20 protein-coding genes and 3 pseudogenes are annotated in these 24,379 nt (G+C 69.6%); 11 read left to right on the top strand and 12 right to left on the bottom strand.

Annotated elements, in window-relative coordinates; translation table 11 throughout:
- Positions 1-2: 2 nt before the first annotated feature.
- From OVA11_RS07395 to prmC, 4 genes are all read right to left on the bottom strand, one after another.
- Positions 3-758, bottom strand: a complete 756-nt coding sequence (locus OVA11_RS07395) for a M48 family metallopeptidase (protein WP_268066841.1) — start codon at positions 756-758, stop codon at positions 3-5.
- Positions 759-924: 166 nt separating this feature from the next.
- Positions 925-1,986, bottom strand: coding sequence for a DUF4167 domain-containing protein (locus OVA11_RS07390; protein ID WP_268066840.1), 1,062 nt, complete (start codon positions 1,984-1,986; stop codon positions 925-927).
- On the bottom strand, positions 1,983-2,207 hold the full coding sequence (locus OVA11_RS07385; protein WP_268066839.1) for a hypothetical protein: 225 nt from the start codon (positions 2,205-2,207) through the stop codon (positions 1,983-1,985). Before OVA11_RS07385 ends, OVA11_RS07390 begins: the two co-directional genes overlap by 4 nt.
- Before the next feature lie 37 nt (positions 2,208-2,244).
- Positions 2,245-3,114: a peptide chain release factor N(5)-glutamine methyltransferase gene (prmC, locus tag OVA11_RS07380; RefSeq protein WP_268066838.1), complete on the bottom strand. Its 870-nt coding sequence runs from the start codon at positions 3,112-3,114 to the stop codon at positions 2,245-2,247.
- A gap of 100 nt (positions 3,115-3,214) precedes the next feature.
- On the opposite strand from prmC, the gene OVA11_RS07375 reads away from it, so the two are divergent.
- Entirely contained in the window at positions 3,215-3,466 is a 252-nt protein-coding gene (locus OVA11_RS07375) for a type II toxin-antitoxin system ParD family antitoxin (protein ID WP_268066837.1), read from the top strand.
- 118 nt (positions 3,467-3,584) lie between these two features.
- Here the strand turns inward: OVA11_RS07375 and OVA11_RS07370 are convergent, their stop codons facing one another.
- A complete protein-coding gene (locus OVA11_RS07370; protein ID WP_268068920.1) occupies positions 3,585-4,352 on the bottom strand; it encodes an MOSC domain-containing protein in 768 nt (255 codons plus the stop codon).
- 131 nt (positions 4,353-4,483) lie between these two features.
- Here OVA11_RS07370 and OVA11_RS07365 point away from each other — a divergent pair, with 131 nt between their 5' ends.
- The 5 genes and pseudogenes from OVA11_RS07365 (at position 4,484) to OVA11_RS07345 (ending at position 8,163) form a co-directional block, all read left to right on the top strand.
- Positions 4,484-5,011, top strand: coding sequence for a GNAT family N-acetyltransferase (locus tag OVA11_RS07365; RefSeq protein ID WP_268066836.1), 528 nt, complete (start codon positions 4,484-4,486; stop codon positions 5,009-5,011).
- A gap of 11 nt (positions 5,012-5,022) precedes the next feature.
- Positions 5,023-5,550, top strand: a pseudogene (locus OVA11_RS07360) (AAA family ATPase); the annotation flags it as partial.
- Positions 5,551-5,613: 63 nt separating this feature from the next.
- Positions 5,614-6,804: pseudogene (locus OVA11_RS07355) on the top strand (erythromycin esterase family protein).
- A 172-nt stretch (positions 6,805-6,976) separates the two neighbouring features.
- Positions 6,977-7,204: a hypothetical protein gene (locus OVA11_RS07350; protein WP_268066835.1), complete on the top strand. Its 228-nt coding sequence runs from the start codon at positions 6,977-6,979 to the stop codon at positions 7,202-7,204.
- Positions 7,205-7,272: 68 nt separating this feature from the next.
- Positions 7,273-8,163, top strand: coding sequence for an endonuclease/exonuclease/phosphatase family protein (locus OVA11_RS07345; RefSeq protein ID WP_268066834.1), 891 nt, complete (start codon positions 7,273-7,275; stop codon positions 8,161-8,163).
- Positions 8,164-8,175: 12 nt separating this feature from the next.
- On the opposite strand, the gene OVA11_RS07340 is transcribed toward OVA11_RS07345, so the two are convergent.
- Positions 8,176-9,558, bottom strand: a complete 1,383-nt coding sequence (locus OVA11_RS07340) for an aminotransferase-like domain-containing protein (protein ID WP_268066833.1) — start codon at positions 9,556-9,558, stop codon at positions 8,176-8,178.
- 106 nt (positions 9,559-9,664) lie between these two features.
- Here OVA11_RS07340 and OVA11_RS07335 point away from each other — a divergent pair, with 106 nt between their 5' ends.
- Positions 9,665-10,327, top strand: coding sequence for a LysE family translocator (locus OVA11_RS07335; protein ID WP_268066832.1), 663 nt, complete (start codon positions 9,665-9,667; stop codon positions 10,325-10,327).
- A gap of 61 nt (positions 10,328-10,388) precedes the next feature.
- Complete coding sequence (locus tag OVA11_RS07330; protein WP_268066831.1) at positions 10,389-11,225, top strand: serine aminopeptidase domain-containing protein; 837 nt, start codon at positions 10,389-10,391, stop codon at positions 11,223-11,225.
- A 15-nt stretch (positions 11,226-11,240) separates the two neighbouring features.
- On the opposite strand, the gene OVA11_RS07325 is transcribed toward OVA11_RS07330, so the two are convergent.
- A complete protein-coding gene (locus OVA11_RS07325) occupies positions 11,241-13,448 on the bottom strand; it encodes a putative bifunctional diguanylate cyclase/phosphodiesterase (protein WP_268066830.1) in 2,208 nt (735 codons plus the stop codon).
- 198 nt (positions 13,449-13,646) lie between these two features.
- Here OVA11_RS07325 and prfA point away from each other — a divergent pair, with 198 nt between their 5' ends.
- The 3 genes from prfA to OVA11_RS07310 all read left to right on the top strand — a co-directional run bounded on the left by prfA (position 13,647) and on the right by OVA11_RS07310 (position 16,660).
- Positions 13,647-14,717, top strand: a complete 1,071-nt coding sequence (gene prfA, locus OVA11_RS07320; protein WP_268066829.1) for a peptide chain release factor 1 — start codon at positions 13,647-13,649, stop codon at positions 14,715-14,717.
- Positions 14,717-15,484, top strand: coding sequence for a pseudouridine synthase (locus OVA11_RS07315; protein ID WP_268066828.1), 768 nt, complete (start codon positions 14,717-14,719; stop codon positions 15,482-15,484). The genes prfA and OVA11_RS07315 overlap by 1 nt, the downstream gene beginning before the upstream one ends.
- Before the next feature lie 246 nt (positions 15,485-15,730).
- Positions 15,731-16,660 carry an intradiol ring-cleavage dioxygenase gene (locus OVA11_RS07310; protein WP_268066827.1) on the top strand — a complete coding sequence of 310 codons (930 nt, stop codon included), beginning with the start codon at positions 15,731-15,733 and terminating at the stop codon, positions 16,658-16,660.
- A gap of 7 nt (positions 16,661-16,667) precedes the next feature.
- Here the strand turns inward: OVA11_RS07310 and OVA11_RS07305 are convergent, their stop codons facing one another.
- The 5 genes and pseudogenes from OVA11_RS07305 to OVA11_RS07285 all read right to left on the bottom strand — a co-directional run bounded on the left by OVA11_RS07305 (position 16,668) and on the right by OVA11_RS07285 (position 24,342).
- On the bottom strand, positions 16,668-17,063 hold the full coding sequence (locus OVA11_RS07305) for a hypothetical protein (RefSeq protein ID WP_268066826.1): 396 nt from the start codon (positions 17,061-17,063) through the stop codon (positions 16,668-16,670).
- 10 nt (positions 17,064-17,073) lie between these two features.
- Positions 17,074-18,225, bottom strand: a complete 1,152-nt coding sequence (gene ispG, locus OVA11_RS07300; protein WP_268066825.1) for a flavodoxin-dependent (E)-4-hydroxy-3-methylbut-2-enyl-diphosphate synthase — start codon at positions 18,223-18,225, stop codon at positions 17,074-17,076.
- Between the two features lie 196 nt (positions 18,226-18,421).
- Positions 18,422-19,470, bottom strand: a pseudogene (locus OVA11_RS07295) (helix-turn-helix domain-containing protein).
- Positions 19,471-19,629: 159 nt separating this feature from the next.
- Positions 19,630-21,894 (bottom strand): phosphoenolpyruvate--protein phosphotransferase, encoded by a 2,265-nt coding sequence (gene ptsP, locus OVA11_RS07290; protein ID WP_010918734.1) that lies wholly within the window; start codon positions 21,892-21,894, stop codon positions 19,630-19,632.
- A gap of 333 nt (positions 21,895-22,227) precedes the next feature.
- The gene (locus tag OVA11_RS07285; RefSeq protein WP_268066824.1) at positions 22,228-24,342 is read right to left on the bottom strand and encodes a glycoside hydrolase family 2 protein; all 2,115 of its coding nucleotides are present in this window, start codon (positions 24,340-24,342) and stop codon (positions 22,228-22,230) included.
- Between the last annotated feature and the right edge of the window lie 37 nt (positions 24,343-24,379).

Raw genomic sequence — 24,379 nt, 5'->3', positions numbered from 1 at the left:
GCTCACCAGCCCTTGCTGCTGAGATAACGCTCCAGTTCCTGGATTCGCACGGCGTCGGAGGGGTGGGTCGAGCCGAGGTCGCCGCCGGACTTGCCCCCGTCCAGCGCCTGCATGTTGCGCCACAGCTTCACCGCTTCGCGCGGCCGGTAGCCGGCGCGCTGCATGAAGTCGACGCCCAGCTTGTCGGCCTCCAGCTCCTGCTTGCGCGAGAACGGCAGCAAGAGGCCATAGCGGGTGGCGTCCTCGCCGTGGTCCTTCAAGAGCTTGCCGAACTCGGTGCCGCCGGCCGCCGCCTTGGCGATGCCCAGCAAGACCTTGGAGGTCGTCTCCTGCGAGACCCGCTCGGCGGCGTGACGGGCCACCACGTGGCCGGCCTCGTGGCCGATGACGGCGGCCAGCTGGTCGTCGTTCTCGACCAGGCTCAGCAGGCCGACGGTCACGCCGACATAACCGCCCGGCAGCACGAAGGCGTTGGGGGCCTCCTCCAAAAACACCGCATATTCCCAAGGCCGCCCCGCCAGGCCGGCGGCGATGATCACCCGCTGACCCACGGCCTGAACCCGGGCGTTCTTGCGCGGCTCCCTGGAGACGTGACTGGTCCGCAGAGCGTCGGCCCAGGCCTTCTCGCCGTCGCGGGCCAGGTTGTTGTCGTTGACGATCAGAAGCTGATCGCGCCCGAGATCGGGATTGTAGGCGCAGCCGCCCAGGGCGCAGGCGGCGGCGATCAGCAGCGGAAGGATCAGGCGCGGCAGGGTCATGGCTCGGCGAACTGCGTTTCGAAATCGACACAAGCCTTATCCCCGGCTGGCGCGGCGAGGGCAACCGGTCAAGCTGACCGTGGGATCCTATCAAGCCCCGCCCGCCAACGAAAAAGGGAGCCGCTTTCACGGCTCCCTTTCCCATTTCGCATGATGTCCGAGCGGATCAGCCTTCGTCCGAGCCGCCTTCGGCCGGCGCGCCTTCGCCCGCTTCGAAGCTGCGCGGAGCGCGGCGGCGGCGAGGCTTCTTGACCTCTTCGCCTTCCGCGGCCGGCGCTTCGGAGGCCGGCGCCGCCGAGACAGCCTCGGGGGCGCGTTCGGCCTTGCGGCCCAGGAACGCCGGGGCGTGGCTGACCGCGCCGTCCTGACCGCGCAGCATCGGCGAGCCTTCGCCGGCCGGGGCTTCGGCGGTCAGCGGCGAGGCTTCCGGCTCGATCACGGCCATCGGGTCGCGCTCGCCGCGCGGCTGCCAGTCGCGATCGCGGTTGCGGTCGCGGCGACGGCGGCTCTCGCGGAACTCGCCCTCACCTTGCGGCGGCTCACCCTCGGCGGCCGGACGCTCGTCGCGGGGACGATCATCACGGGGGCGGTCGTCGCGGTCGCGGAAGCGATCCTCACGCGGACGCTCGTCACGGGGACGATCGTCACGGGGGCGGTCGTCACGGGGACGATCATCACGGTCGCGCCAGCGGTCGCGGCGGCTGTCGCCATCGCGGTTGCGGTCGTCGCGATTGCGGTCACGGTCACGGTCGCGGTTTTCGAAGTTGCGGTCGCGGTCGCGGTTGCGATCGCGGTTCTCGAAGCGGTCGCGGCGCGGCTCGCCGTTTTCACCGCCCTCGCCGCCTTCGGCCTGGCCCTCGGCGGGCTGCTCGACGACCTCGGGCTCTTCCGGCGGCTCAGCCTCGAAGTCGATCTCGTAGGCTGCGTAGACGTCCTTGCCGACGATGTCGGCGACCGGACGATTCGGCTGGATGGCGCGCAGGACGCGGAAATAGTGCTCGGCGTGCTGAAGATAGTTCTCGGCCAGCACCCGGTCGCCGGACGACGAGGCGTCGCGGGCCAGCTGCTGGTACTTTTCGTACACGCTCTGCGCCGCGCCACGGACCTTCACGCCCTCGGGGCCGTTGGAGTCGAACGCGCGGTTGGCGTTGTGCTGTTGAGGCTTGCCGCCGTTGCCGCCGCGATTGTTGCGGCCGCGTTGGCGCTTCATGCCTTTGAAATCTCTCATGTTCTCTTCTGAACCTGTCCGGAGGTCAGTCTTGCGCTGGCGCATCCGGCCTTGCTGGTCTCTGGGCGGGTCGAACCCTGGTCGGTGTCAGAGACTCTGGTTTCCGTAGAGCCCCCATCCTGCTCTTTCGGCGCGGCGACCGGCGGACCGGGCGCGCCTGCCAGGGGAGCAACGCGGGCGTCAGACACCGAAGCGTCCTCGACGACTGCTTTTCCCGTCACCCGGCGATCTGGAAGGAGACGAGACTCGTCTAGCTGTTCACGCCGGGGTTTCCAAGGGATTTTTCACCCCCAGCACCACGCGGTCGTGCGTCGACAGGTCCTTGACCGTCCGGACCTCCTGGGCGCCCGCCGCCCGGAACAGCGCCTCGACGGCCTTGGACTGGTCGTAGCCGATCTCGACCGCGAACAGGCCGCCGGGCTTGAGCACGCGCAGGATCTCGGGCGCCAGCTCGCGATAGGCGTCCAGGCCGTCGGCCCCGCCGTCCAGGGCCAGGCGCGGTTCGTGGATGCGAACCTCGGGCTCCAGCGTGTCGATCACCTCGGTCGGAATATAGGGCGGGTTGGAGACCACGAGGTCGAAACTGTCGCTGCCCAGACCCGTCGTCCAGTCGCCGTGCAGCAGGGCCGCGCGGTTGTTGAGGTCGAGATTGGCGGCGTTCTCGCGCGCCACGGCCAGGGCCTCGCTGGAGGCGTCAATGCCCAGGCCCTTGGCCGCCGGCCGCTCGGCCAGCACCGCCAGAAGGATCGTGCCCGAGCCCACGCCCAGGTCCAGCATCGAGAAGGCCATGTGTTCCGGAAAGGCCTTCAGCACCTCGTCGACAATGACCTCGGTCTCGGGACGCGGGGTCAGGACGTTCTTGTTCACCTGCAAGAGGATCTTCCAGAAGCCCTTGCGGCCGATGATGTGGCTGACCGGCTCGCGGCGGGCGCGGCGCTCCAGGTAATCGTTCAGCGTGGCGATCTGCTCGGCGGTCAGCTCGCGATAGGGATCGGTGACGATCTCGGTGCGGGTGACGCCGGCGGCGACCTCCAGCATCAGCCGCGCGTCGATCGACGGCTGATCGATGCCGGCGTCCTTGAGGCGATCCTTGGCGGCGGTCCAGGCTTTGACGAGGGTCAGGGTCATGGGCGGGGATTTAGCGCGTCAGCGGCCGGGAGGCGAGATTGAATGCGGTACCAGATTTTGGTATAAGGGCGCGTGCCCTTCGCCGATGGGAGAAGACGCCATGAGCAAGAATACCTCCATCGTGCTCAGCGAGCACTTTCAGTCTTTCATCGCCGAGCAGATCGAGAAAGGCCGCTATGGATCGGCCAGTGAGGTCGTCCGCGCCGGGCTTCGGTTGCTGGAAAATCAGGAAGCCAAACTGGCCGCACTGCGACACGCCCTGAAGGAGGGCTGGGACAGCGGCAAGCCTGAGGCCTTCGACGTGGAAGCCTTTCTGGCGGAGGCGAACGCGCTCCGCCTAGGATCAAAATAAACCCGTCATCCCGCGACTTGTTCGCGGGACCCATTTTCCCGCCGCAAGTGCGATGCCAGCTCACACGCTCACGCGAAAGCTGAACCATGGGTCCCGCGCATGAAGCGCGGGATGACGGTTAATGTTGAGCCCGAAAAACCGCATCCCCCTCACCCACCGCGCCGCTCTGCGTCACGTTCAGATAGATGCCGCACAGCATGTGGCCGTAGTGGTCGAACAAGGTCTTGACCAGATCGACGTCGCGCTCGGCGCTAGTCGGGTCCACATGGGTGGCGGCGCAGCGGACGATGGGCTTGATCACCGCCGCCTTGGCCGCGCCCACACTCAGGGTCTGGCCGGTCATCTCGTTCTCGGCCCAGGCGGGCCAGCCCTCGACATAGAGGTTGGCGCGGAAGCGTAACGGGTCCAGATCGCGCCCGATCTTGGCCGAAAGATCGCGCACGCTGGCCAGGTTGATGATCGAGACATAGCCCGAGCGGCTGTCCATGAACCGGTGCGCGCCCGGCCCCTCGATCACCTTCAGCGGGCCTTGCGCCTCATCGCCCAACAGGTCGGCCAGCCAGGCCTCGAAGTCCGCCCGCCCCGCCGCCGCGCGCAGGTCGCCGGCGAAGTCGGGCCGGCCCTCGGCGCGGGCGGTCAGCACGCCGCTGGCCTCGTCGAAGGCGGTGCGCGCCCTGGCCACGGCTGGGATCTTGGCCAGCACCGTGAACTTCATCTTCGAGATGTGCGCCGGCGCCGCCGGATCAAAGCCGCTGGGCCCGTCCTCGACGGCGTAGAGCCGGTCGCAGGGAAAACAGGCGCCCGCCGCAAGGTCGGCGCGGTCTAGCCGCTCGGGCGTGAAGCCCTTCACGGGGTGACGGTACAGCGAGACGATCCGGGCTTGCATGGCGCGGACCATCGGCCGCGACTCGAGGTCTGGCAAGGCTTGGCGCGCGGCCCCTGACCTCGGGGGGAAATCCGTTGTTTGTCGGCCGGTCGGCTTCTAGCTTGCCGCCCCCGCACCTCCGGAACCTGCCCATGCCGCTGCTGACGCTCTACAAGGACGACGAACTGGCCGACATCGCCGCCCTGGTGAACAGCGCCTATCGCGGCGAGACAGCGGCCCAGGGCTGGACCAGCGAAAGCGCCCTGCTGGGCGGCCAGCGCACCGACGAGGCGTCCTTGCGCGCCGATCTGGCGGCCAAGCCCGGCTCGACCCTCCTGACCTTCCGCGACGAGGCCTGGGAAAAGCCGTTCGCCTGCGCCTGGATCGAACCGCAGGCTGACGATGTCTGGTACGTCGGCATGATCACCGTGACCCCGACCCGTCAGGCCGGCGGCATGGGCCGCGCCGTGCTCGAGACCTGCGAGGCCTATGCCCGCGCCCGCGGCGGCAAGGTCATGCGGATGACGGTGATCTCGGTGCGCGACACCCTGATCGCCTGGTACGAACGCCGCGGCTACCGCCTGACCGGCGAAACCCAGCCCTTCCCCTATGGCGACGAACGGTTCGGCCTGCCGCAGCGCGATGACCTGGCGTTCGTGGTGATGGAGAAGGGGCTTTAGGGGGCGGCGCTCCTATGAAACGCTACATCCTTACCGGCGCGCCGGGCGCAGGAAAAACCGCCGTCCTTCGGGCGCTTGAGGCGGCAGGCGAGGTCGTGGTTGAAGAGGCCGCTACCGACGTCATCGCCCTGGCCCAAGCGCAAGGTGTGGACCAGCCCTGGACAGACCCTGGCTTCATCGACGCCATCGTTTCGCTGCAAGTCCAGCGGCAGGCGCGCGCGGTGGGCGAGCGGGTCTTCTTCGATCGCTCCCCGGTCTGCGCCCTGGCGCTGGCCCGGTTCCTGGGCCATCCGGTCTCGCCGCTGCTGAGCGCCGAGCTGGCGCGGATCGATCGCGAAAGCGTCTATCAGCGGCGTGTCTTCCTGACGCAAGGGCTCGGCTTCATCACCCCCACCGCCGCCCGCCGTATCAGTCTGGAAGACGCTCACGCCTTCGAGCAGGTCCACGAGGCGGCCTATCGAGACCTGGGATTCGAGCTGGTCCCAATCCCGCAGGACACAGTGGAGAACCGCCTGCGACGCGTGCTGGACGCGGCTTAGGCAGGGTTGCCGCACAGCCAGCCGTCGCACTACTCTTGAGCGATAGATCCTTATCAGGACCGCATGGAGCGAACCTTGCGCATCTTCAGCGGCCTCTTTCTGGCGCTCTTCTTCCTGTCGCCGCTGACCGCCGTCGCTGAACCGAAGCCGGCAGAGTAGAACGCTTTCGAAGCCGCTCTGAGCGACCTCTGCGACAAGCGCGTGGTGCTGCTGGGCGAGAACGCGCACGGCGATGGCCGAACGCTCGAGTTCAAGGTGGCGCTTGTCCAGGCGCTGGTGGATCGCTGCCGGTTCTCGACAATCCTGTTCGAGGCCAATCACTACGACTTCATGGCCTTGAGCCGCACGGCCGATGAGGGCGGACGGGTCGAGCCGAAAGTCATCGACGCAGCGATCGGCGGCATCTGGAACCGTACGCGCGAAATCCAGCCGCTGGCCCCGTTCCTGGCGACCCGTATGGCCGAGCGCCGGATCCGTCTGGGAGGTCTGGACGACCAGCTCGGCAGCTATGGGGCGCTCTACGCCAACGACAAGCTGCCCGGCGAGGTGACCGGCTATCTGCCGTTCGAGCGCCGTAAGGTTTGCCGCGAGGCGCTTCGTCGCGAGATCTACGCCGACTATGGTTCGGCCGATGGCCGCACCCGCCAGGTCCAGGACACGCTCCTAGCCTGCCTTGAGGAGGCGCGAAGCCGCCTCGCCGTCGCCGAACCCCGCAAGGCGCGGCGCGCGTTCTATCAGGAAGCCCTTCGCGCCATGACGCGCGCGGTCCGGCGCGGCGCCTTATCCGGCAACGACATCACGCGCGACCGCGACGCCGCGATGCACGAAACCTACGACTGGTACCGCCGCACACACGGCGAGCGCGCGAAAACCATTGTCTGGGCCGCGAATGTTCACACGGTCCGCGACGCCAGAGCGTTCGGAGCCCTGGCGGCGGAAGACCTGATGGGCGGACGCATCGCACGGCGCGAGGGCGCTGACGCCTTCAGCCTCGGCTTCTCGGCGGGCGGCGGAAGCTACCGCCTGAGCCGGGACAGGACGCAGCCTATCGAGGCGGCGCCGACCGGCAGTCTGGAGGCGGCTCTACTGGCGAAAGCGGACACGGACACGATCTATGCCGACCAGCGGCAGCTGCGCGCCTTGGGGAAAGTTGCAGCCGCGATGAGCTATCATAAGCCGACAACCTACGACTGGTCGCTCGGTTTCGACGGCGTCGTCGTGTTCGATCAGGAGCGTCCGACGACCAGCAGGTAGGCGCTGTCCAGATGGGTCAGCGATGGCAAGAAAGGTCTGCGATGATCCAAACTGCAGATATCGCCGCCATTACGGCTTTCGGCGTCGTCGCCACAGCGGTCAGCTTCTTCGTGCTCTACAGCGGCCCCAAAAAGCCTCGCAGGGTTGGGCTTGTCGGGCGGGCGCGGCGCTGGTGGGCGCGTCGCCCTTCATCGCGCTGGCCCTCGGAACCAGCTACCAAGCTGGGTTAAGAGGACTGACCGGTCTCGGTCTCATGGCGTTCGCGATCGGTCTGGCCCTGGTCGTAGTCATCTTGCTCCTATCGCGCCCGTGGATCGTGCTGATCAGCGCGATCCCTATGGCCGGGCTCAGCCTATGGAGCTTTATTCTGCTGGCGATCTTCGGCACGGGCGCCGCCTGACGACGGCGTTTCTGCGCGTGGTCAGCCCCTGTCGCAGGGGTGTCGCCAGCGTCTCGTAAAGGCCCGACATGAGCCAAGCACGATCCCTTTCCATCGCCCTCGCCGCCGCCGTTCTCGCGAGTCTCTCGCCCGCCACCGCGTCACAGGCCGCAGAGCCCAGCCGGGCCCTGTGGGTGATGAGCTACAACATCCGCTACGACAGCCCCGATGACCGGCCCGACTGGCGGGCGCGGCGGGGGCCGATGGTCGAGCAGATCCGCTTCTTCGCGCCCGACATCCTGGGTCTGCAGGAAGCCTTGCCGGCGATGGTCGACGATCTGGCCGGGGGCCTTTCGGGATACGCCCGCTACGGCGTCGGCCGCGACGACGGCGCGGGGCGCGGCGAGACCACGACGATCTTCTATCGGGCCGACCGGTTCCAACAGGTGCTGGCTAAGACCTACTGGTGTTCGCCGACGCCCGACACGCCGGGCAAGGCCTACGACGCGGCCCTGCCCCGCACCTTCACGCGCCTGGTCCTCAAGGACAGGGCGACGGGCGTGACCTTCGATGTCCGCAATGCGCACCTGGACCATGTGGGCGTCGAGTCGCGGGCCCGATGCGCCGCCCAGATCCTGAACCTCGCCCCCTGGCCGGGCGCGCGGCTGATCACGCTGGGCGACTTCAACAGCGCGCCCGACGATGCGCCCTATCGCCTGCTGACCGCGCCGGATGCCCCCTATCGCGACGCCCGCGAGGCCGCGTCCAGCGTGTTCTCGCCGACGCAGGGTACGTTCAACGGGTTCAAGCCCACGACGAGCGGCCCGCCCATCGACTACATCTTCGTGGACCGCCGCCTGAACGTCGCGCGCTTCGCCGTGCCGACCGACGTCACCGACGCCGGCGTGATCTCGGACCACTTCCCGGTGCTGGCCGAGATCACCCTGTCGCCGCGGAAGCCCGCGCGGCCCAAGCGATAGCCCCGCCCCCCCCTAGATCACCGCCCGCGACCGCTCCCCGACCTCGCTCGACAGGGCGCCCGCCACGATCTCCAGGCCTCGGCGCAGGGTCTCGCGATCGGCCACTGCGCCCAGGCAGATGCGGACGCCGCTTTCGTGGCCGGGTTCGACGACCGGCGCGTCGGGGGCGGTGACCTCGGCGCCGCCGCGCAGGGCGCGGCCGGCCAGGCGTTCGGCCTCGAGCTCGCTCATCGGCAGCCAGATGTGCGGGGCCATCGGCGAGTGCGGCGCCTCGACGGCGTCGCCCAGGATCTCGCGGGCCAGGGCCAGACGCGCCCGCCCCTCGTCGCGCGTCTCGGCCAGGATGGCGTCGGCCGAGCCGTCCTCGATCCACTGGGTGGCGATCAGCCCGCCGAAGGCCGGCGGGGCGTAGGCGACGATGCGGAGCGCCTCGACCGCGCGCTCGAAGGTCTCGGCGGCGGGGGCCACCAGGAACCCGGCGCGCAGGCCCGGGGCCAGGGTCTTGGACACGCCCGAGACGTGGAAGGTCCGCTCCGGCGCCAGCACCGCGAACGGCGGCGGCGCGTCCTGCGCATAGGCCCCGTAGATGTCGTCCTCGACGAACGTCAGGTCATGGCGGCGGGCGATCTCGACGATGGCGTCGCGGCGGGCGCGGCTCATGATCCGGCCGGTGGGGTTCTGGAGGGTGGGCAGGATCGCCAGCACCCGCGCGCCGGTGGCGACCACCGCCGCCTCCAGGGCGTCGGGGCGCAGGCCCTCGGCGTCCATCGGCAGGCCGCGCGTGCGCCAGCCGTTGTAGCGGGTCAGGGCCTTGAGGCCATGATAGGCCAGGGCCTCGGTCAGCAGCACGTCGCCGGGCCGCAGCACCGTGTTCAGCGCCACCGCCAGGCCCTGCTGGGCGCCGGCGCAGCAGATCAGCCGTCGCCAGTCGACGCCCTGATAGCTGCTGGTACGGGCCAGCCAGGCCGCACCCGCCCGCCGCTGGGCCTCGTGCCCCGCCGGCGGGGCGTAGGCCAGGTGTTCGGAGAGATCGGCGCGGCGGCGCAGGCGCGCCAGGGCTTCGGCGATGCGTGAGGCGGCGGCCGCCGCCGGCGCGATGTTCTGGGCCAGGTTGATCGGCCCTTCCCGCTCATAGGGGCGATGCTCGGCGGGCGCGTTGACGAAGCTGCCCCGACCGACATGGGCGCTGACCAGGCCCGCCTTCTCGGCCTCGACATAGGCGCGGGTGACGGTGCCCAGGCCCACGCCGAGACGATAGGCCAGGTCCCGCTGCGGCGGCAGGCGCACGCCAGGGCTGAGCGCCCCGGAGGCGATGTCGGCGCGCAGGGCCGCCACCAGCCGTTCGTAGAGCGGCGCCTCGCCGGCGGGAATGGTGGGCGTCCAGGTCGGGAGCACGGAACGGTCCTATATTGTCACAGTAACAATATGATCTTTGACTCTGGATACAATCGAAATCATCACGGTGACATTCAAGCCCATACTCCGAGACAAGGAGGCCCGAATGACGCCGGAACTGATGCTGGCCTATGTCGTGTTCTGCTTCGCCACGGCGGGCACGCCCGGCCCCAACAACATGATGCTGCTGGCCTCGGGCGCGAACTTCGGCTTCCGCCGCACGGTGCTGCACATCCTGGGGATCAGCGGGGGCCTGGGCTTCATGGTGCTCGCCATGGGGCTGGGCCTGGGCGGCGTGTTCCGGACCTATCCGGTGCTGCACGAGATCCTCAAATGGGTCGGGGCGGCCTACATGCTGTGGCTGGCCTGGAAGATCGCGACCTCCAGCGCGGTCACCGACCGCGCGCTGGGCAAGCCGATGACCTTCCTGCAGGCCGCCGCGTTCCAGTGGGTGAACCCCAAGGCCTGGGCCATGGCGCTGGGCGCGGTGACCACCTACGCCCCCGAGAACGCCGGCTGGACGATCGTGCCGCTGCTGGCCGGGACCTTCATGCTGGTGGGCGCGCCGTGCAGCGCCGCCTGGGCCGGCTTTGGCCAGGGCCTGCGGCCGTTCCTGGACCGCCCGGCGGTGCTGCGGACCTTCAACGTGACCATGGCCCTGCTGCTGGTGGCGTCGCTGGTTCCGATGGTGATGAGCGGCGCCCCGCCTTCGCCAGACCATGTGGCGGTCCGTCCGCTCGTGCTGGTGAGCGTCGACCTCAAAAGCTGAGACGGCTGGACAGCGCGGCCGAAGCGTTCAACCGTGGGCTGACCACAGTTGAGAGAGCCCCGTGACCGAACGCCTTCTTCATCGCCGCGGCCTGCTGACCGGCGCCCTGGCCCTGGCGATCACGCCGACCCTGGCCCGCGCTGCGGCCTCCCCCGTCACGATCACCGTCGGCGACCGCGCGCTGGAGCTCAGCGTCCTGCGGCCCGCCGCGCCCAAGGGCGTGGTCGTGTTCTCGCACGGCGCGGGCGGATCGGCGGAGGCCTATGCGACGCTGCTGGAGGGCTGGCGCCAGGCCGGCTTCCTGGTGGTGGCCCCGCTGCACGTCGACTCCCAGAAGCACCCCCGCAAGACCGCGTACAATCTGCGTTCGTCCTTCGCGCTCAGGATCGCCGATGTCGGGGCGGCGGCCGGCTGGGCGGCCAGCGCCGCGCCGGGCCTGCCGCTGGCCTATGCGGGCCACTCGTACGGTTCGCTGATGTCGCTGATGCGCGGCGGCGCTCTGGAGGGCATGATCCCGGCCCGCGATCCCAACGCCAAGGCCGTACTGTGCTTCTCAAGCCCCGGGACGATCCAGGGCCTGATGGGTCCGGCCACCTTCCAGACGCTGACCACCCCGACGATGGTGCTGACGGGCGAGCTGGACCTGGTGCCGGGGATGGTCGCCGACTGGCGCGACCACCTGCGGGCGGTCGAGGAAAGCCCCGCCGGCGAAAAGTACGCCTGGATCGGCAAGAGCGTCGACCACGGCCTGGCGCACCATCCCGACAATCCCGCCTTCGCCGAGGCCTCGGCCCTCAGCCTCACCTTCCTGAAAGCGCAGCTGCTGGGCGACGCCAAGGCCAAGGCCGCCCTGACGGCCCGGACCCCGACGGCGGCGGCGTCGTTCTGGCGGCGTTAGCGTAAAGCGCCCCGGTCAGGCCACCGCCGCCAGGTGCATGCGGCCGCCCTCGTCGACGATGGTGTCGATCGCGTCGGCGGCCAGCGGCGCGCTGAACAGGAAGCCCTGGGCCTGGACGCAGCCGATCTCGTGCAGTTGCTCGCGCTGCTGGTTGGTCTCGACCCCCTCGGCGATGACCGACAGCTTCAGGGCCTTGGCCAGGCGAACGATCGCGGCCACCACGGCGCCGGCCTCCTTGTCGCCGCCCAGGGGGGTGATGAAGCTGCGGTCGATCTTGATCTTGTCGATCGGATAGCGCCGCAGATAGCTCAGCGAGCTGTAGCCGGTGCCGAAATCGTCCAGCGCCAGCGAGAAACCCATCTCGCGCAGGCGGTTGATGGCGTCGTGGGTCGCCTCGTCGTCGCCCAGCAGCGCGCCTTCGGTGATCTCCAGCTCGATCTTCTCGGCGCGCGCGCCGGTTTCGGCCAGGATCTGGGCGACCAGATCGGGGAACCCGGCCTGGCGCATCTGCAGGGCCGAAACGTTGACGGCCACCTTCAGGTCCTTCCAGCGCAGGCTGTCGGTGAAGGCCCGGCGCATGATCAGCCGGCCCAGCTCGTCGATCAGGCCGCAGTCCTCGGCCAGGGGCACGAAGGCGCCCGGCGAGATCGCGCCCTTCTCGGGATGGGTCCAGCGGGCCAGGGCCTCGACGCCCAGCACCTTGCCCGCCGCGTCGACCTGCGGCTGGTAGGCGACCCAGACGCCGCCGTCACGCAGCGCCTTGCGCAGGTCGGCCTCCAGCCCGCGCCGGGCCTTCAGGGCCGCGTCCATCTCGGCCTCGAAGAAGCAGTAGCGACCGCGTCCCTGATCCTTGGCGCGATACATGGCCACGTCGGCCCGCCGGGCGGCCTCGACCGCGCCGACAAAGGCCTCGTCCGGCGTGATGACCGCCACGCCGACCGAACCGCCGACAAACACCGTGCCACAGGACAGATCGACCGGGGCCGCCAGGGCGGCGACCAGGCGCTCGGCCAGGGCGGCCGCGCCTTGCGGGTCGATCTCGGCGGCGACCACGCCAAACTCGTCGCCGCCCAGGCGAGCCAGGGTTTCGCTGGCGCGGCACAGGCCGGCCAGACGGGCCCCGATCACCTGGATCAGTTCGTCACCGGCCGCGTGACCGTGGGTGTCGTTCACCGCCTTGAAGCGGTCCAGATCGATGGCCAGCACCGCCATGGCGCCGCGCCGGCGCGACAGGCCGTCGACGCCCTGCCGCAGCCGCTCCTCGAACAGCACCCGGTTGGGCAGGCCGGTCAGGGCGTCGTGCATGGCCATGTGCTTGGCGCGCGCCTCGCTGGCGACCAGCCCCTCGGCGATGCGCCGGCTGCGACGGGCGAACAGCAGCGCCACGACGGCCAGGCCGCCCACCACCAGCAGGATCGGGACCACGGCCTTGCGCAGCAGACGCTGACCCGGATGGGGCGGCGCCCAGTCCAGAGTCGCCACCACCTGGCCCGCATGATTGCGCAGCGGGACATGGGCGTCGTCGGCGTCGGGCCGCGCGTCGCCCTTGTGCAGGTGGATACCGGCCAGCAGGAAACGGCTGGAGAACGCCTCCAGGAACACCGCGTCCAGCCGAAGGGCGGTGACCACCACCGGCGCCCGCGCCTGGCGCGGGAGGGCCTTGCCGAAGTCGGGCTGCACCAGGCTGGCGGTGACGATGTAGACCTCGCCATCGATGGACTCGACGGCGCTGGCCTGGGCGGGCGTGGCGACAAGGCCGCCGTCGACGCGCGGGCCGGTGATACGCGGGCGTCGGACCTCCAGGGCGCGGACCTTGCGGATCAGCGGCGCGAAGCTGGGGGCGCGGCGCTCGTAATAGGCCGCCGTCGTCGGCTTCCCGACCCGGGCGCTGAACAGCGGACGATCCTGGCCATCGATCACGAAGATCATGTCGAACCCGACCTGGCCCATCAGATAGGCGCCGATGTTCTCCTCGGCCCAGCCCGCGTCGAACCGGTTATCGAGTTTGATGACCGCATCGTCCCACAGCACCTGCGGCGAGACGGCGCGTTGGATGTCGGCGATCTTGGAGTCCATGCCCCGCGCCACCAGCGCCTGCTCATGGCGCAGGGCGTCCCGGTCGACACGGGCGGCCATCATGAACAGCACCGCCACCAGCACGCCGACCGTCAGCAGCGCCATGGCCGCCAGGGGTGCGGAAAGACGGGCCTCGACACCCTTCATGGTCGCGAAAGTCCGATACCGACAGAGAGAGGATGCCGGTTCTGGCAGGCCAAAGCTAAGCTGTACCTAACACCCCCTGAGGCAACTTGTCGCACGCCCGCGCCACGCGCCGTGCGCTGCATGTCGGCGCCACATTCCCTTTGGCGGGGAAAGGCTTTAGAGAGACCGCCCGTCCCTCTCAGCCGTGCGAAATTCCCCTTGCGACTGCCCCAGGCCCGCCTCGACCAGGTTCTCGACCGTTTCCGTGAAGTGGAGGCGCGCATGGGCGCGGCCACCGACGGCGCCGAGATCGTCAAGCTCTCCAAGGAGCACGCCGAGCTGCGCCCGGTCGCCGAGGCCGTCGAGCGGCTGGCCAAGCTGTCGGCCGAACGCGCCGAGCTGGACGTCATGGCCGCCGATCCCGAGATGGCCGAGATGGTCCGCGACGAGATCCAGGCTCTCGACGAAAAGCTGCCCGTGCTCGAGCGCGAGCTGGCCCTGATGCTGGCGCCCAAGGACAAGGACGAGAACGCCTCGGCCATCCTGGAAGTGCGGGCCGGCACCGGCGGCGACGAGGCGGCCCTGTTCGCGGGCGACCTCTTCCGCATGTACCAGCGCTACGCCCAGACCCAGGGCTGGCGCGTCGAGGTCGACAGCATCTCGGAAGGCGAAATGGGCGGCTTCAAGGAAATCGTCGCCTCGATCACCGGCGAAGGCGTGTTCGGCCGGCTGAAGTTCGAAAGCGGCGTGCACCGCGTGCAGCGCGTGCCGGCCACCGAAGCCCAGGGCCGCATCCACACCTCGGCCGCCACCGTCGCGGTGCTGCCCGAGGCCGAGGACGTCGAGATCGAGATCAAGGAAAGCGACCTGCGGATCGACACCTACCGCTCGTCGGGCGCGGGCGGTCAGCACGTCAACAAGACCGACTCGGCCGTGCGCATCACCCACTTGCCGACCGGCGTGGTGGTGACCTCCTCGGAAAAGTCGCAGCACCAGAACCGCGCCCGGGCCATGAAGAACCTCAAGGCGCGTCTCTACGACATGCAGCGCGAGGCCCTCGACAGCGCCCGCTCCGAGGCCCGCAAGAGTCAGGTCGGCAGCGGCGATCGCTCGGAACGCATCCGCACCTACAACTTCCCGCAGGGCCGGGTGACCGACCACCGCATCAACCTGACCCTCTACAACCTGGCGCGGATCATGGAGGGCGACGCCCTCGACGACGTAATCAACCCGCTGATCGCCGAGGATCAGGCCGAGCGTCTGGCCAGCCTCGAGGAAAGCTTTAGCTGATGGCTTGGACCCGCACCTATGACGAGGCCGAGCCTCAGCGGGTCAACAAGTGGCTGGCCCAGAGCGGGGTGTGCTCGCGCCGCGAGGCCGAGCAGCTGATCAGCGACGGCCTCGTCTCGATCGACGGCGAGGTGGTCGAGGACGTGGGCCGCAAGATCCAGCCCGGCCAGACCCTGACCCTGGCCGACCGCGCCACCGCCAAGCTGGACGCTACGCCGACCTATCTGGTTCACAAGCCGCGCGGCGTGGTCTCGTCCCAGCCCGACCCCGGCCAGGTCCCGGCGGCGCGCCTGCTGACGCGGGCCAATCTGTGGGGCGACGCGCGCGGCGTGGCGATCCCGCAGTCTGGCGACCTGATCCCGCCGATCGGGCGCCTGGACAAGGACTCGCGCGGCCTGCTCCTGCTGTCGCAGGACGGCGTTGTGGCCAAGGCCGTGATCGGCCCGCAGTCGGAGCTGGAGAAGGAATACCGCGTCGCGGTGATCGGCGAGTTGACCGAGGACAAGCTCGAGCTCCTGCGCTTTGGCCTCGAGCTGGACGGCCGCGAACTGCGCCCGGCCGAGGTCGAGGTGATCTCCGACCAGCGCCTGCGCTTTGTGCTGCGCGAAGGCCGCAACCGCCAGATCCGCCGGATGTGCGAGCTGGTGGACCTGAAGGTCGTCGACCTGTTCCGCGTCCGCGTCGGCCCGCTGGACCTGGGCGACATGCCCGAAGGCCACTGGCGTCCGCTGACGGCGGCCGAGCGGGCGGCGCTGGTGGCGGGTTAGAGCGCGTTCGTTTGACTAAACCTGATGCGCTCCAGCGGAAAGCGGACGCGCCAATGGTCTTCTCGGGGTGGGAGTCGGACGTTCACGAATCCCTCTCTCTGGAGAGAGGGATATCATTAGGCGCCCGGCGGCGGGCGTCGCAGTCCCAGGATCGCGCCCTTTCAAGATCGAAACAAACTTCGCCCCGCAAAGGCCACGCGCGGACCGCATCTGCTCGCCGATCGACGAGTTTGGGGGACCCCTCTTATGACTGAGCTTCACCGGCGTGGCCTGCTGGCCTTGGGCCTGGCCGGCGGCGCGGCCGCCTCCGGCGTTTCGGCGGCCTCTGAAGGCGGTGCGCAGACCAAAGCCGCGCCCAAGCTGACGCCGGCCGTCACCGAGGGCCCCTACTATCTGGCCGGCGCCCCCGAACGCGCAGACATCCGCGAGGGCCTGCCGGGCGTCGCGGTCGAGCTGCGGTTTCATGTCTTTGACGAGACCGGCGCGCCGTTACCGAGCGCGCGGGTCGATGTCTGGCACTGCAACGCCGAGGGTCTCTATTCCGGCTTCAGCGACGCCCCGGGCCGCGAACCGCCGGCGGCGCTGAAGGCCGCCCGCTTCCTGCGCGGCGTCCAGACCGCCGACGCGCGGGGCGTGGCGAGGTTCAAGACGGTCTATCCGGGCTGGTACGAGGGGCGCACGACCCACATCCACTACAAGGTCTGGCTGGGCGACCGCGCCGTGCTGACCTCACAGGTCTTCCTGCCCGACGCCCTGAACGAGTTCCTGTATCTGCACGCCGCCGACTACAAGCGCGACCGGCTGCGCCAGACGCTGAACAGCAATGACGGCATCGCCCAGCAAGGCGGCGAGGCCACCTTCGCCGCCGTCGCCGAGGGCCTGGACCGCTTCCGCGTCGACTTCGACGTCGTGGTCGACCGCGCCGCCAAGCCTCGCGCGATGGGCGGCCCACCCGGTGGTCCTGGGGGGCGCGGCGGGCCGCCGCCCGGCTTCCCGCCTGACGGCCTGCCGCCGGGTTTCCCGGGCGAGGGTCCCGGTCCCGGCGGGCCCCCGCCAGGTGGTCAGGGTCCAGGCGCTCAGGGTCCAGGCGGTCAGGGTCCAGGCGGTCAGGGACGTCGCCAGGCCTTGACCGGCGAGGCCCGCATCGCGGCCTTGCTGCCTAAGGCCTCGCCCTGACGGCGGATCAGCGCCCCGGCTTGGTGTAGGGAACAAACGCCCCCAGGCTGACAAAGCCCCTGGGGAAGTGAGACAGCGAGTCGATCAGTTCCACCGGGTCGGGCGTGCACAGCTCGCCCGAAACCGTCCGCGTCAGCAGGATGTCGGCGCGGCGCAGCGAGTCGGCGCCCGAGCGCGGGCGGTTCACCAAGAGGCGGCCGCCGGGCATCTCATAGACGATCGCCACGCCGTCGATGACCTCGCTGCCGCGCACCTCGCGCAGGCGGATGCAGTCGACCGGCTTGCCGGCCGTGCGGCCTTCCAGCCGCTGGGCCAGACGGGCCTCGCCGGCCGGATTGGCCACCGCGCCCGACGCCGCTGCGAGCGCCGCGACAACGACCACACCGCACAGCCTCGAACGCATCGCGTCTCTCCTATTCGGCGGCGACGGTCTGGACCGCCTCGCCCTGGGCCTTGGCGGCCTGGATCTCGGCCGCCTTCTTTTCCACGAGGTCGACGATGTGATCGATCATCCCCTCGTTGGATTGCTTGTGGTCGGGCTTGCCGGCCATGTAGACCATGCCCGCCCCGGCGCCGCCGCCGGTGAAGCCGATGTCGGTCATCAGGGCCTCGCCCGGACCGTTGACCACGCAGCCGATGATCGACAGCGACATGGGCGTGGCGATATGGGCCAGACGCTCTTCCAGGGCCTCGACCGTCTTGATGACGTTGAAGCCCTGCCGCGCGCACGACGGGCAGGCGATAATGTTGACGCCCCGGTGGCGCAGGCCCAGCGACTTCAGGATATCGAAGCCGACCTTGATCTCCTCGACCGGATCGGCTGCGAGCGAGACGCGGATGGTGTCGCCGATGCCGGCCCACAGCATCGAGCCGATGCCGATCGCGGACTTGACCGTTCCCGTGCGCGTGGCGCCGGCCTCGGTGACGCCCAGGTGCAGCGGGCAGTCGATCGCCTCGGCCAGCTGGTAGTAGGCGGCCACGGTCATGAACGGGTCAGACGCCTTCACCGAGATCTTGAACTCGTGGAAGTCGTGGTCCTGCAGGATGCGGGCGTGGTTCAGCGCGCTCTCGACCATCGCGTCGGGGCACGGCTCACCGTACTTTTCCAGCAGTTCGCGCTCCAGCGAGCCGGCGTTGACGCCGATCCGCATCGAGCAGCCGTGGTCGCGGGCGGCCTGGATCACGTCGCGCACGCGGTCGGGGCTGCCGATATTGCCCGGATTGATCCGCAGGCACGCCGCGCCGGCCTGGGCCGCCTCGATGCCGCGCTTGTAGTGGAAGTGGATGTCGGCCACGAGCGGGACCTTGGCCTCGCGGGCGATGGTCTTGAACGCCGCCGTGCTCTCCACGTCGGGACAGCTGACGCGGACGATGTCGGCGCCGGCCTCCTCCAGCTGGCGGATCTGCTCCAGCGTCGCGGCGGCGTCGCTGGTCAGGGTGTTGGTCATCGACTGCACCGAGATCGGCGCATCGCCGCCCACCTCGACGGAGCCGACGCGGATCTTGCGCGATTGCCGGCGCGTGATCATGCGCCAGGGACGGACGTGCGTGTGGTCTGCGGCCATGGCGCTAATTTAGAGGGTGTTGGGTCGGGATAGAAGGGCGTTTGCGCCAAAAGCGCCCCCGCCGTCTCGTCGCCTACCGGCGCCGGGCCACCTCCCCCGCTTCGCAAGGGAGGAAGGCGCCGCCTCCTCCCCCGGAAAACGGGGGAGGTGTCACGATGCTACGCATCGGGACGGAGGGGGCGCTCGTCTGGAGCCCCTAAGGGTTGGCCGCCACCACCGGCGCGGGCGCGGGCGGAATCAGCCTGGCCACCGCCGTCTGGTTCGAGGTCAGCCGGCCCGTCAGGCGGCCGTTGTAATAGACATCGAACAGGGCCGGCTCGACCACGTCCAGGATCAGGCCGGTCGTGCGCGGGGCGCTGTAGGCGTCGCCGGCCGACAGCCAGCGGGTCATGTGGATGCCGCCGTCGGCGCGGCGGACGGTCAGGGCGCCGGCCTTGCGGGCCTGGATCAGCACGCCCGAGGCGTCGGCCGCGCTCGCGCCCAGCATCTGGCCCTTGGGCTTGAAGGGCGCGCCGATCACGACCGCGTTGGTGGTGTCGGTGATCCCGGCGGCGGCTTCGGCCTGGGCGCGCGCCTTGGCGGCCAGGCGGCGTCAACCGAACCGCCGTTGGCGGCGGCGTCGTCGAGGCCGGGGGTCTTGTAGGGTTCGGGCGTGGTCGACTCGACCGGCGCGGGCAGCGGCGCGCCCAGCGACACCGAACCGCCAGGACCGACGGTCCCGCCGTGGGCGACGCGGACCTGGGCCGATTCCGGCGCGATCTGCGGCGGGGGCTCGTCCTTGGAAATGGCGCGCTGGGCGACGTTCCACAGCAGGATGGCGCCGACCACCAGAAGGCCGCCGGCGAAGATCAGCGCCAGGCGCGGATCACGCTCGCGCCGCACGCCGACCGGGGCGCGCAATTCGGCCCCCTCGTCGGGCGCATCGTTCTTGAAGCGGGCCACGGCCGCCTCGGCGTCCAGGCCCAGCAGGCCAGCATAGGCGCGGACATAGCCGATGGTGAAGGGCCGCGAGGGCAGGTCGTCGAGGCGCATGTCCTCGAGGGCCTCGATATAGCTCTGGCGGATGCGGGTGCCGTCGGCGACGTCCTGGGTGGTCAGCCCGCGAAACTCGCGGGCGGCCTTCAGCGCCAGACCAATGTCTGCGCCATCCTCCAGCGAGGGTTGGCCCACGGCGATCGGCGCTTCGTCCGTATCGGCGTCGGCGACGAGGTGCAAACGCCTCACGTTCCCCGTATCCAGCGGCATAATCGGCTAAACGCCCCCGAAAATCGCGCTGCGCGCGAAGCGCGCCGCACTCCCCCACCCCGGTTATACGGAGTTCTTAATATGTGTTTGTGAATATCAAACTAAGTAGCGGGATTCAATGTACTAAACCGCGACACTTGGTTAACGGCCAAGCTTTTGTCAGACGGCGACGTAGAGCTTGCGCGCCAAGGTTTCGATCTCGCCGCGCAAGGATCCGCCAGAGCCCTTCAGCAGGGCCTCGACATTGCGGCGCGCGGCCTCGCGATCCAACGACAAAACCATCTGCTTGACCGGCCCGATGCCCGCCGGCGGCATCGACAGTCGATCAAAGCCCAGGGCCACCAGGGCGAAGGCCTCCAGCGGCCGGCCGGCCATCTCGCCGCAGACCGAGACCTGGGTGCCGGTGTCGGCGCAGGCCTGCTGGATGGTCTTCAGCGCCCGCAGCGCGGCCGGCGACAGCGGGTCGTAGCGATCCGACACGCGCGGATTGCCCCGGTCGGCCGCGAACATGTACTGCATCAGGTCGTTGGTGCCGACCGAGACGAAGTCGGTCATCGGCAGCAGAGCGTCCAGGTGCCACAGCAACGACGGCGCCTCGATCATGGCCCCCACGTCCAGGCGCGCCGGCGCCGGACGGCCGCGCTTTAGGGCCCAGGCCACTTCCTGGTCGACGAACGAACGGGCGGCGCGGAACTCGTCCACATTGGCCACCAGCGGGAACATGATCCGCAGCGGCCGACCGTTGGCGGCCTTGATCAGGGCGCGGATCTGCATGCGCAGCAGGGCCGGACGGTCCAGGCCCATCCGCACGGCGCGCCAGCCGAGCGCCGGGTTGTCCTCGCGCTCCAGCTCCATGTAAGGCAGCAGCTTGTCGCCGCCGAGGTCGAGCGTGCGGAAGGTCACCGGCATGCCGTTGGCCGCGTCCAGCACCTTTTCGTAGAGCGCCGTCTGGGCCTCCAGGCGCGGCAGCTCCTCGGCCACCATGAACTGGAACTCGGTGCGGAACAGGCCGATGCCCTCGGCCCCCGTCTCGCCCAGGATGTCGAGATCGACGGCGAGGCCCGCGTTCATCAACAGCGTGACCTTGGAGCCGTCCTTGGTGATCGGCGGGGTGTCGCGCAGGCGCGCGAACTCGGCCTTGCGCTGGGCGCGGACCTCCATCCGGGCCTTCAGCGCCTTGACCACGTCCGGACGTGGCCGCAGCCAGGCTTCCTGGGTCTCGGCGTCGACGACGACAGGGTCGCCCTCGTTGACCCGGTCGCGCAGGCCCACCAGACGGCCCACGCACGGGATGTCGAGCGCGCGGGCCACGATGCCGGCGTGGCTGGCGGCGCTACCCTCTTCGAGCAGGATGCCCTTCAGCTTGGTGCGGTCGTATTCCAGGAGATCGGCGGGGCCCAGGTTCCGGGCGATCAGGATCGCGTCCTCGGGCAGCTGGCGCACATGGTGGACGTCGCCCGACAGGTGCCGCAGCAGCCGGTCGTTCAGGTCTTCCAGGTCATGCAGCCGCTCGCGCAGATAGGGATCGCGGGCCTGGCCCAGGCGCGCGCGGTGCTCCGACCTCACACGTTCAACGGCCGCCTCGGCGGTCAGGCCCGAGCGCACGGCCTCCTGCAGCGAGCGGTTCCAGCCCCGGTCGTGGGCGAACAGGCGATAGGTCTCCAGCACCTCATACGAGGCGCCGACCAGGCCGTGCTGGCCTTCCAGCATCTGGTCGATCTGGGTCTGCAGCGCCTCGATGGCGTAGGTCAGCCGCGCTTCCTCGGCCAGGGCGTCGTCGGACAGCAGGGTCTCGGGCGCCACCGGCTGCTCGTGCAGCACCGCCACGCCATAGGCCAGGCCTTCGGCGAAGCGCGAGCCCTTCAGGCGCTCGGGCTTGTGCGGCGCCAGCTCGACGTCCTTGAGTTCGTCGGCGCCCAGCAGCTCGCTGGAGCTGACCATCTCGGCCAGCACCATGGCGATGATCTGGAGGTCCTCGACCTCCTCCTCATCATAGTTGCGCTCGGTGCGGTTCTGGACGACCAGCACGCCGATCGCGCGCCCGCCGCGCAGCAGCGGCACGGCCAGGAAGGCGTGATAGGGGTCTTCGCCGGTTTCCGGACGGTATGAGAACGACGGGTGGCTGGCGGCGTCCGACAGGTTCAGCGGCCGGCCCAGGCGCATGGTCTCGCCGACCAGGCCCTCGCCCGGCTTCAGGCGGGTGACGTGAACGGCCTCGCGGGCCAGGCCTTCGGTGGCGAACAGCTCAAGATCACCCGAGGCGCGGCGCAGATAGATCGAGCAGACCTCGGCCACCATCGAGATGGCGATGGTGCGCACCACCACGTCCAGCTTGCCCTGGGCGGGACCCGCGCCGGCCATGGCCTCGCGGATCTGCCGCAACAGGCTACGTGGTCCTCGAACGGCGATGCCGGATGCCGCCATGACGCCTGTACGCGCTCCCTGTCCCTTAGAACCTTCCTGGCCCAGCGTCGAACGCCAAGGGTTAAGACGGCTCCTACCTCCAGGTTGGGGCTACAGCAGATTTCGCCCGGGGACCAGTCGCGGTCGTCAACCGAACGATGATTAGGTGCGCGCTCACGAAAAAGCGCCGCCCGGAGGGGAGCCGGACGGCGCAGTCTGGCGCGCTGGCGGAGGGATCAAGACACCAGCGGCGATCGAACGGCTACCAAAGCCGTTGATCGGTGTTGTAGGCCTGTGGGGCTGAACGCGGTGGGGACAGGGCGTTCAGGTGGGGTTTAGGTTTGGGGGAGGCTTTCAGCGCGCGCCCGGCGCCAGGACGCGGGCCGTCTCGGGCGCATAGACCCACTCCACCGCATCGGTGACGCGCGCGAGACCGCGTCGGCCGGACACCCGGATCTGGTTGACGCCCGGCCGCAGGACGACGCCCGGCCAAAGCGCCACATGGTCAACGACAGGCGCCGTCCCCACGATCCGGCCGTTCACGCTCAGCGTAAGCGACGGCAAGTTGCTGTAGACCTTGAGGTCGACCTGCTGGGTGGTCCGCAGCGCATGACGCCGGTGGGTGATGTAGGCCATCGGCGCCTCAGACCAGTTGGCCTGGTACCAAGCGTAGGCGTCTTTGGGGGTCCGGCGGTCGTGAGAGACCAGGCCCTTGTCGTTGATCCCCGGCCGGTCGCCCTCATTGCGGTCGTCAGAGGCGAAATCGAAGGCCACCCAGATGAAGGACCCGCCCAGAAACGCACGGTCACGGATCGCCCGCCAGCTCTGTTCGTGGGTCAGGACCTGGTAGTGCTCAGGATGGAAACCGGCCGTGGTCTCAGGCCGCTTCGGCGGGTCCTGCTGGTGCAGGATGCTTCCCCCGGCGCCGTACTCGCTGACTAGGATCGCGCGATCCGGCGATTGTCTGTGGGTCTCGTCGGCCCAGCCCCCCAGGGCGTCGCCCTCACCTCGGTACCAGCCGAAGTAGCGATTGTAGCCGATCACGTCGGTGTGGAGGGTCAGGGGGTCGGTGTCGGACTGGCAGCAGTGGGCGTAGGCGGTCGGCCGGCTGGGATCCTCGGCCCTGGCCAGGGTCTGCAGGGCCGCCAAGGTCTGGTTGGTGACGGCGTCGGCGGCGTAGACCTCGTTGCCCAGCCCCCAGAGCACCACCGACGGATGATTGTAGTTCTGGCGGATCAGCTCGCGCAGTTGCTGCTGGATATTGACCTGAAAGGCGGGGTCGTAGCCGACCTTGCTGTTGAACGGGATCTCGGTCCACAGCACCAGGCCGGCGGCGTCGGCCAGGTCATACACAGGCTGCGGGTGCTGGAAATGCACCAAGCGCAGCGCGTTCGCGCCCATGGCCTGCATGATCCGAACGTCCTCAGCCATATCCTCGGCGCTGACCGCCAGACCGACGCCAGGCCGGTCCAGATGCAGGTTGACGCCGCGCAGCGTCAGAGGCTCGCCGTTGAGCCTGAACCCGGCCTTGGGGTCAAAGCCGATCGTGCGCAGACCCAGCGGCTGGCGGACAAGGTCGCGACCGGCGCCGCCAGCCGCGACGACCTGGCTCTCCACCGTGTAGAGGTACGGATCGGCCACGCCGCGCCACAGTCGCGGCCGGGCGATGCGCAGGATCTGGCGGACGGGGGTCGCCTCGCGTCCGACGGCGGCCAGATCGACCTGACCGCGCGCGACCTCGGTTCCGTCGGCGGCCAGGATCCGCGTCTCGATCCGCGCGCCCCTCGATGTTGCGCCGGCGTCACGCACCCGGGTCACCACCTCGACCTCCGCCTGGTCGGCGGTGATCGCGACCGCGCGAGCGTAGACACCCGGACCGCCGTAATCGAGGGTGTCGATATGCAGGTCCGGCGTATGGATCAGGCTGACCCCGCGATAGAGCCCGCCAAAGATGGTGAAGTCGCCGCCCAGGGGCGCGACCACCGGATGGGGGCTGTTGTCGACCCGGACCGCCAGCAGGTTGCCCCCGGGGCGCAACGCCTCGGTGGCGTCAAAGCGAAAGGCCGCGTAGCCGCCCTCGTGCCGGCCGATGCGTCGCCCGTTGACATAGACCTCGGCGACCAGGGCCGCACCGTCGAACTGTAGAACATAGCGCCCGCTGAGCGGCGCGTCGGGCAGGACCAGCTCGCGGCGGTACCAGCCTGCGCCGCGATAATAGCCCCCGCCGTCGGCGCCGTCGGCGGCGTTGTAGGTGTGCGGCAGGGTGACCTTCAGCCAGTCCTTGGCCGCAAAGCCCGTCACCGGCCCATCGACGGTGTCGCCCTTGTAGAACCGCCAGTCGGTGTTCAGCGCAAGTGTGGCGCGGCCGTCCTGGGCCAGGGCCGCCCCGCCGACCAGCATCACAGCCAGCGCGAGCGCCGCCCACAGGCCGGCGACGATCCGGCGACCGGCATGATGATAAGGCTTCACGAACCCGCCCCGACTGGTGTTTGCGACCGGCGGTACG

It is taken from the genome of Caulobacter sp. SL161, assembly GCF_026672375.1.
In the GTDB taxonomy this organism is placed as follows: Bacteria; Pseudomonadota; Alphaproteobacteria; order Caulobacterales; family Caulobacteraceae; genus Caulobacter.
This window is presented reverse-complemented; position numbering and strand designations above follow the sequence as displayed.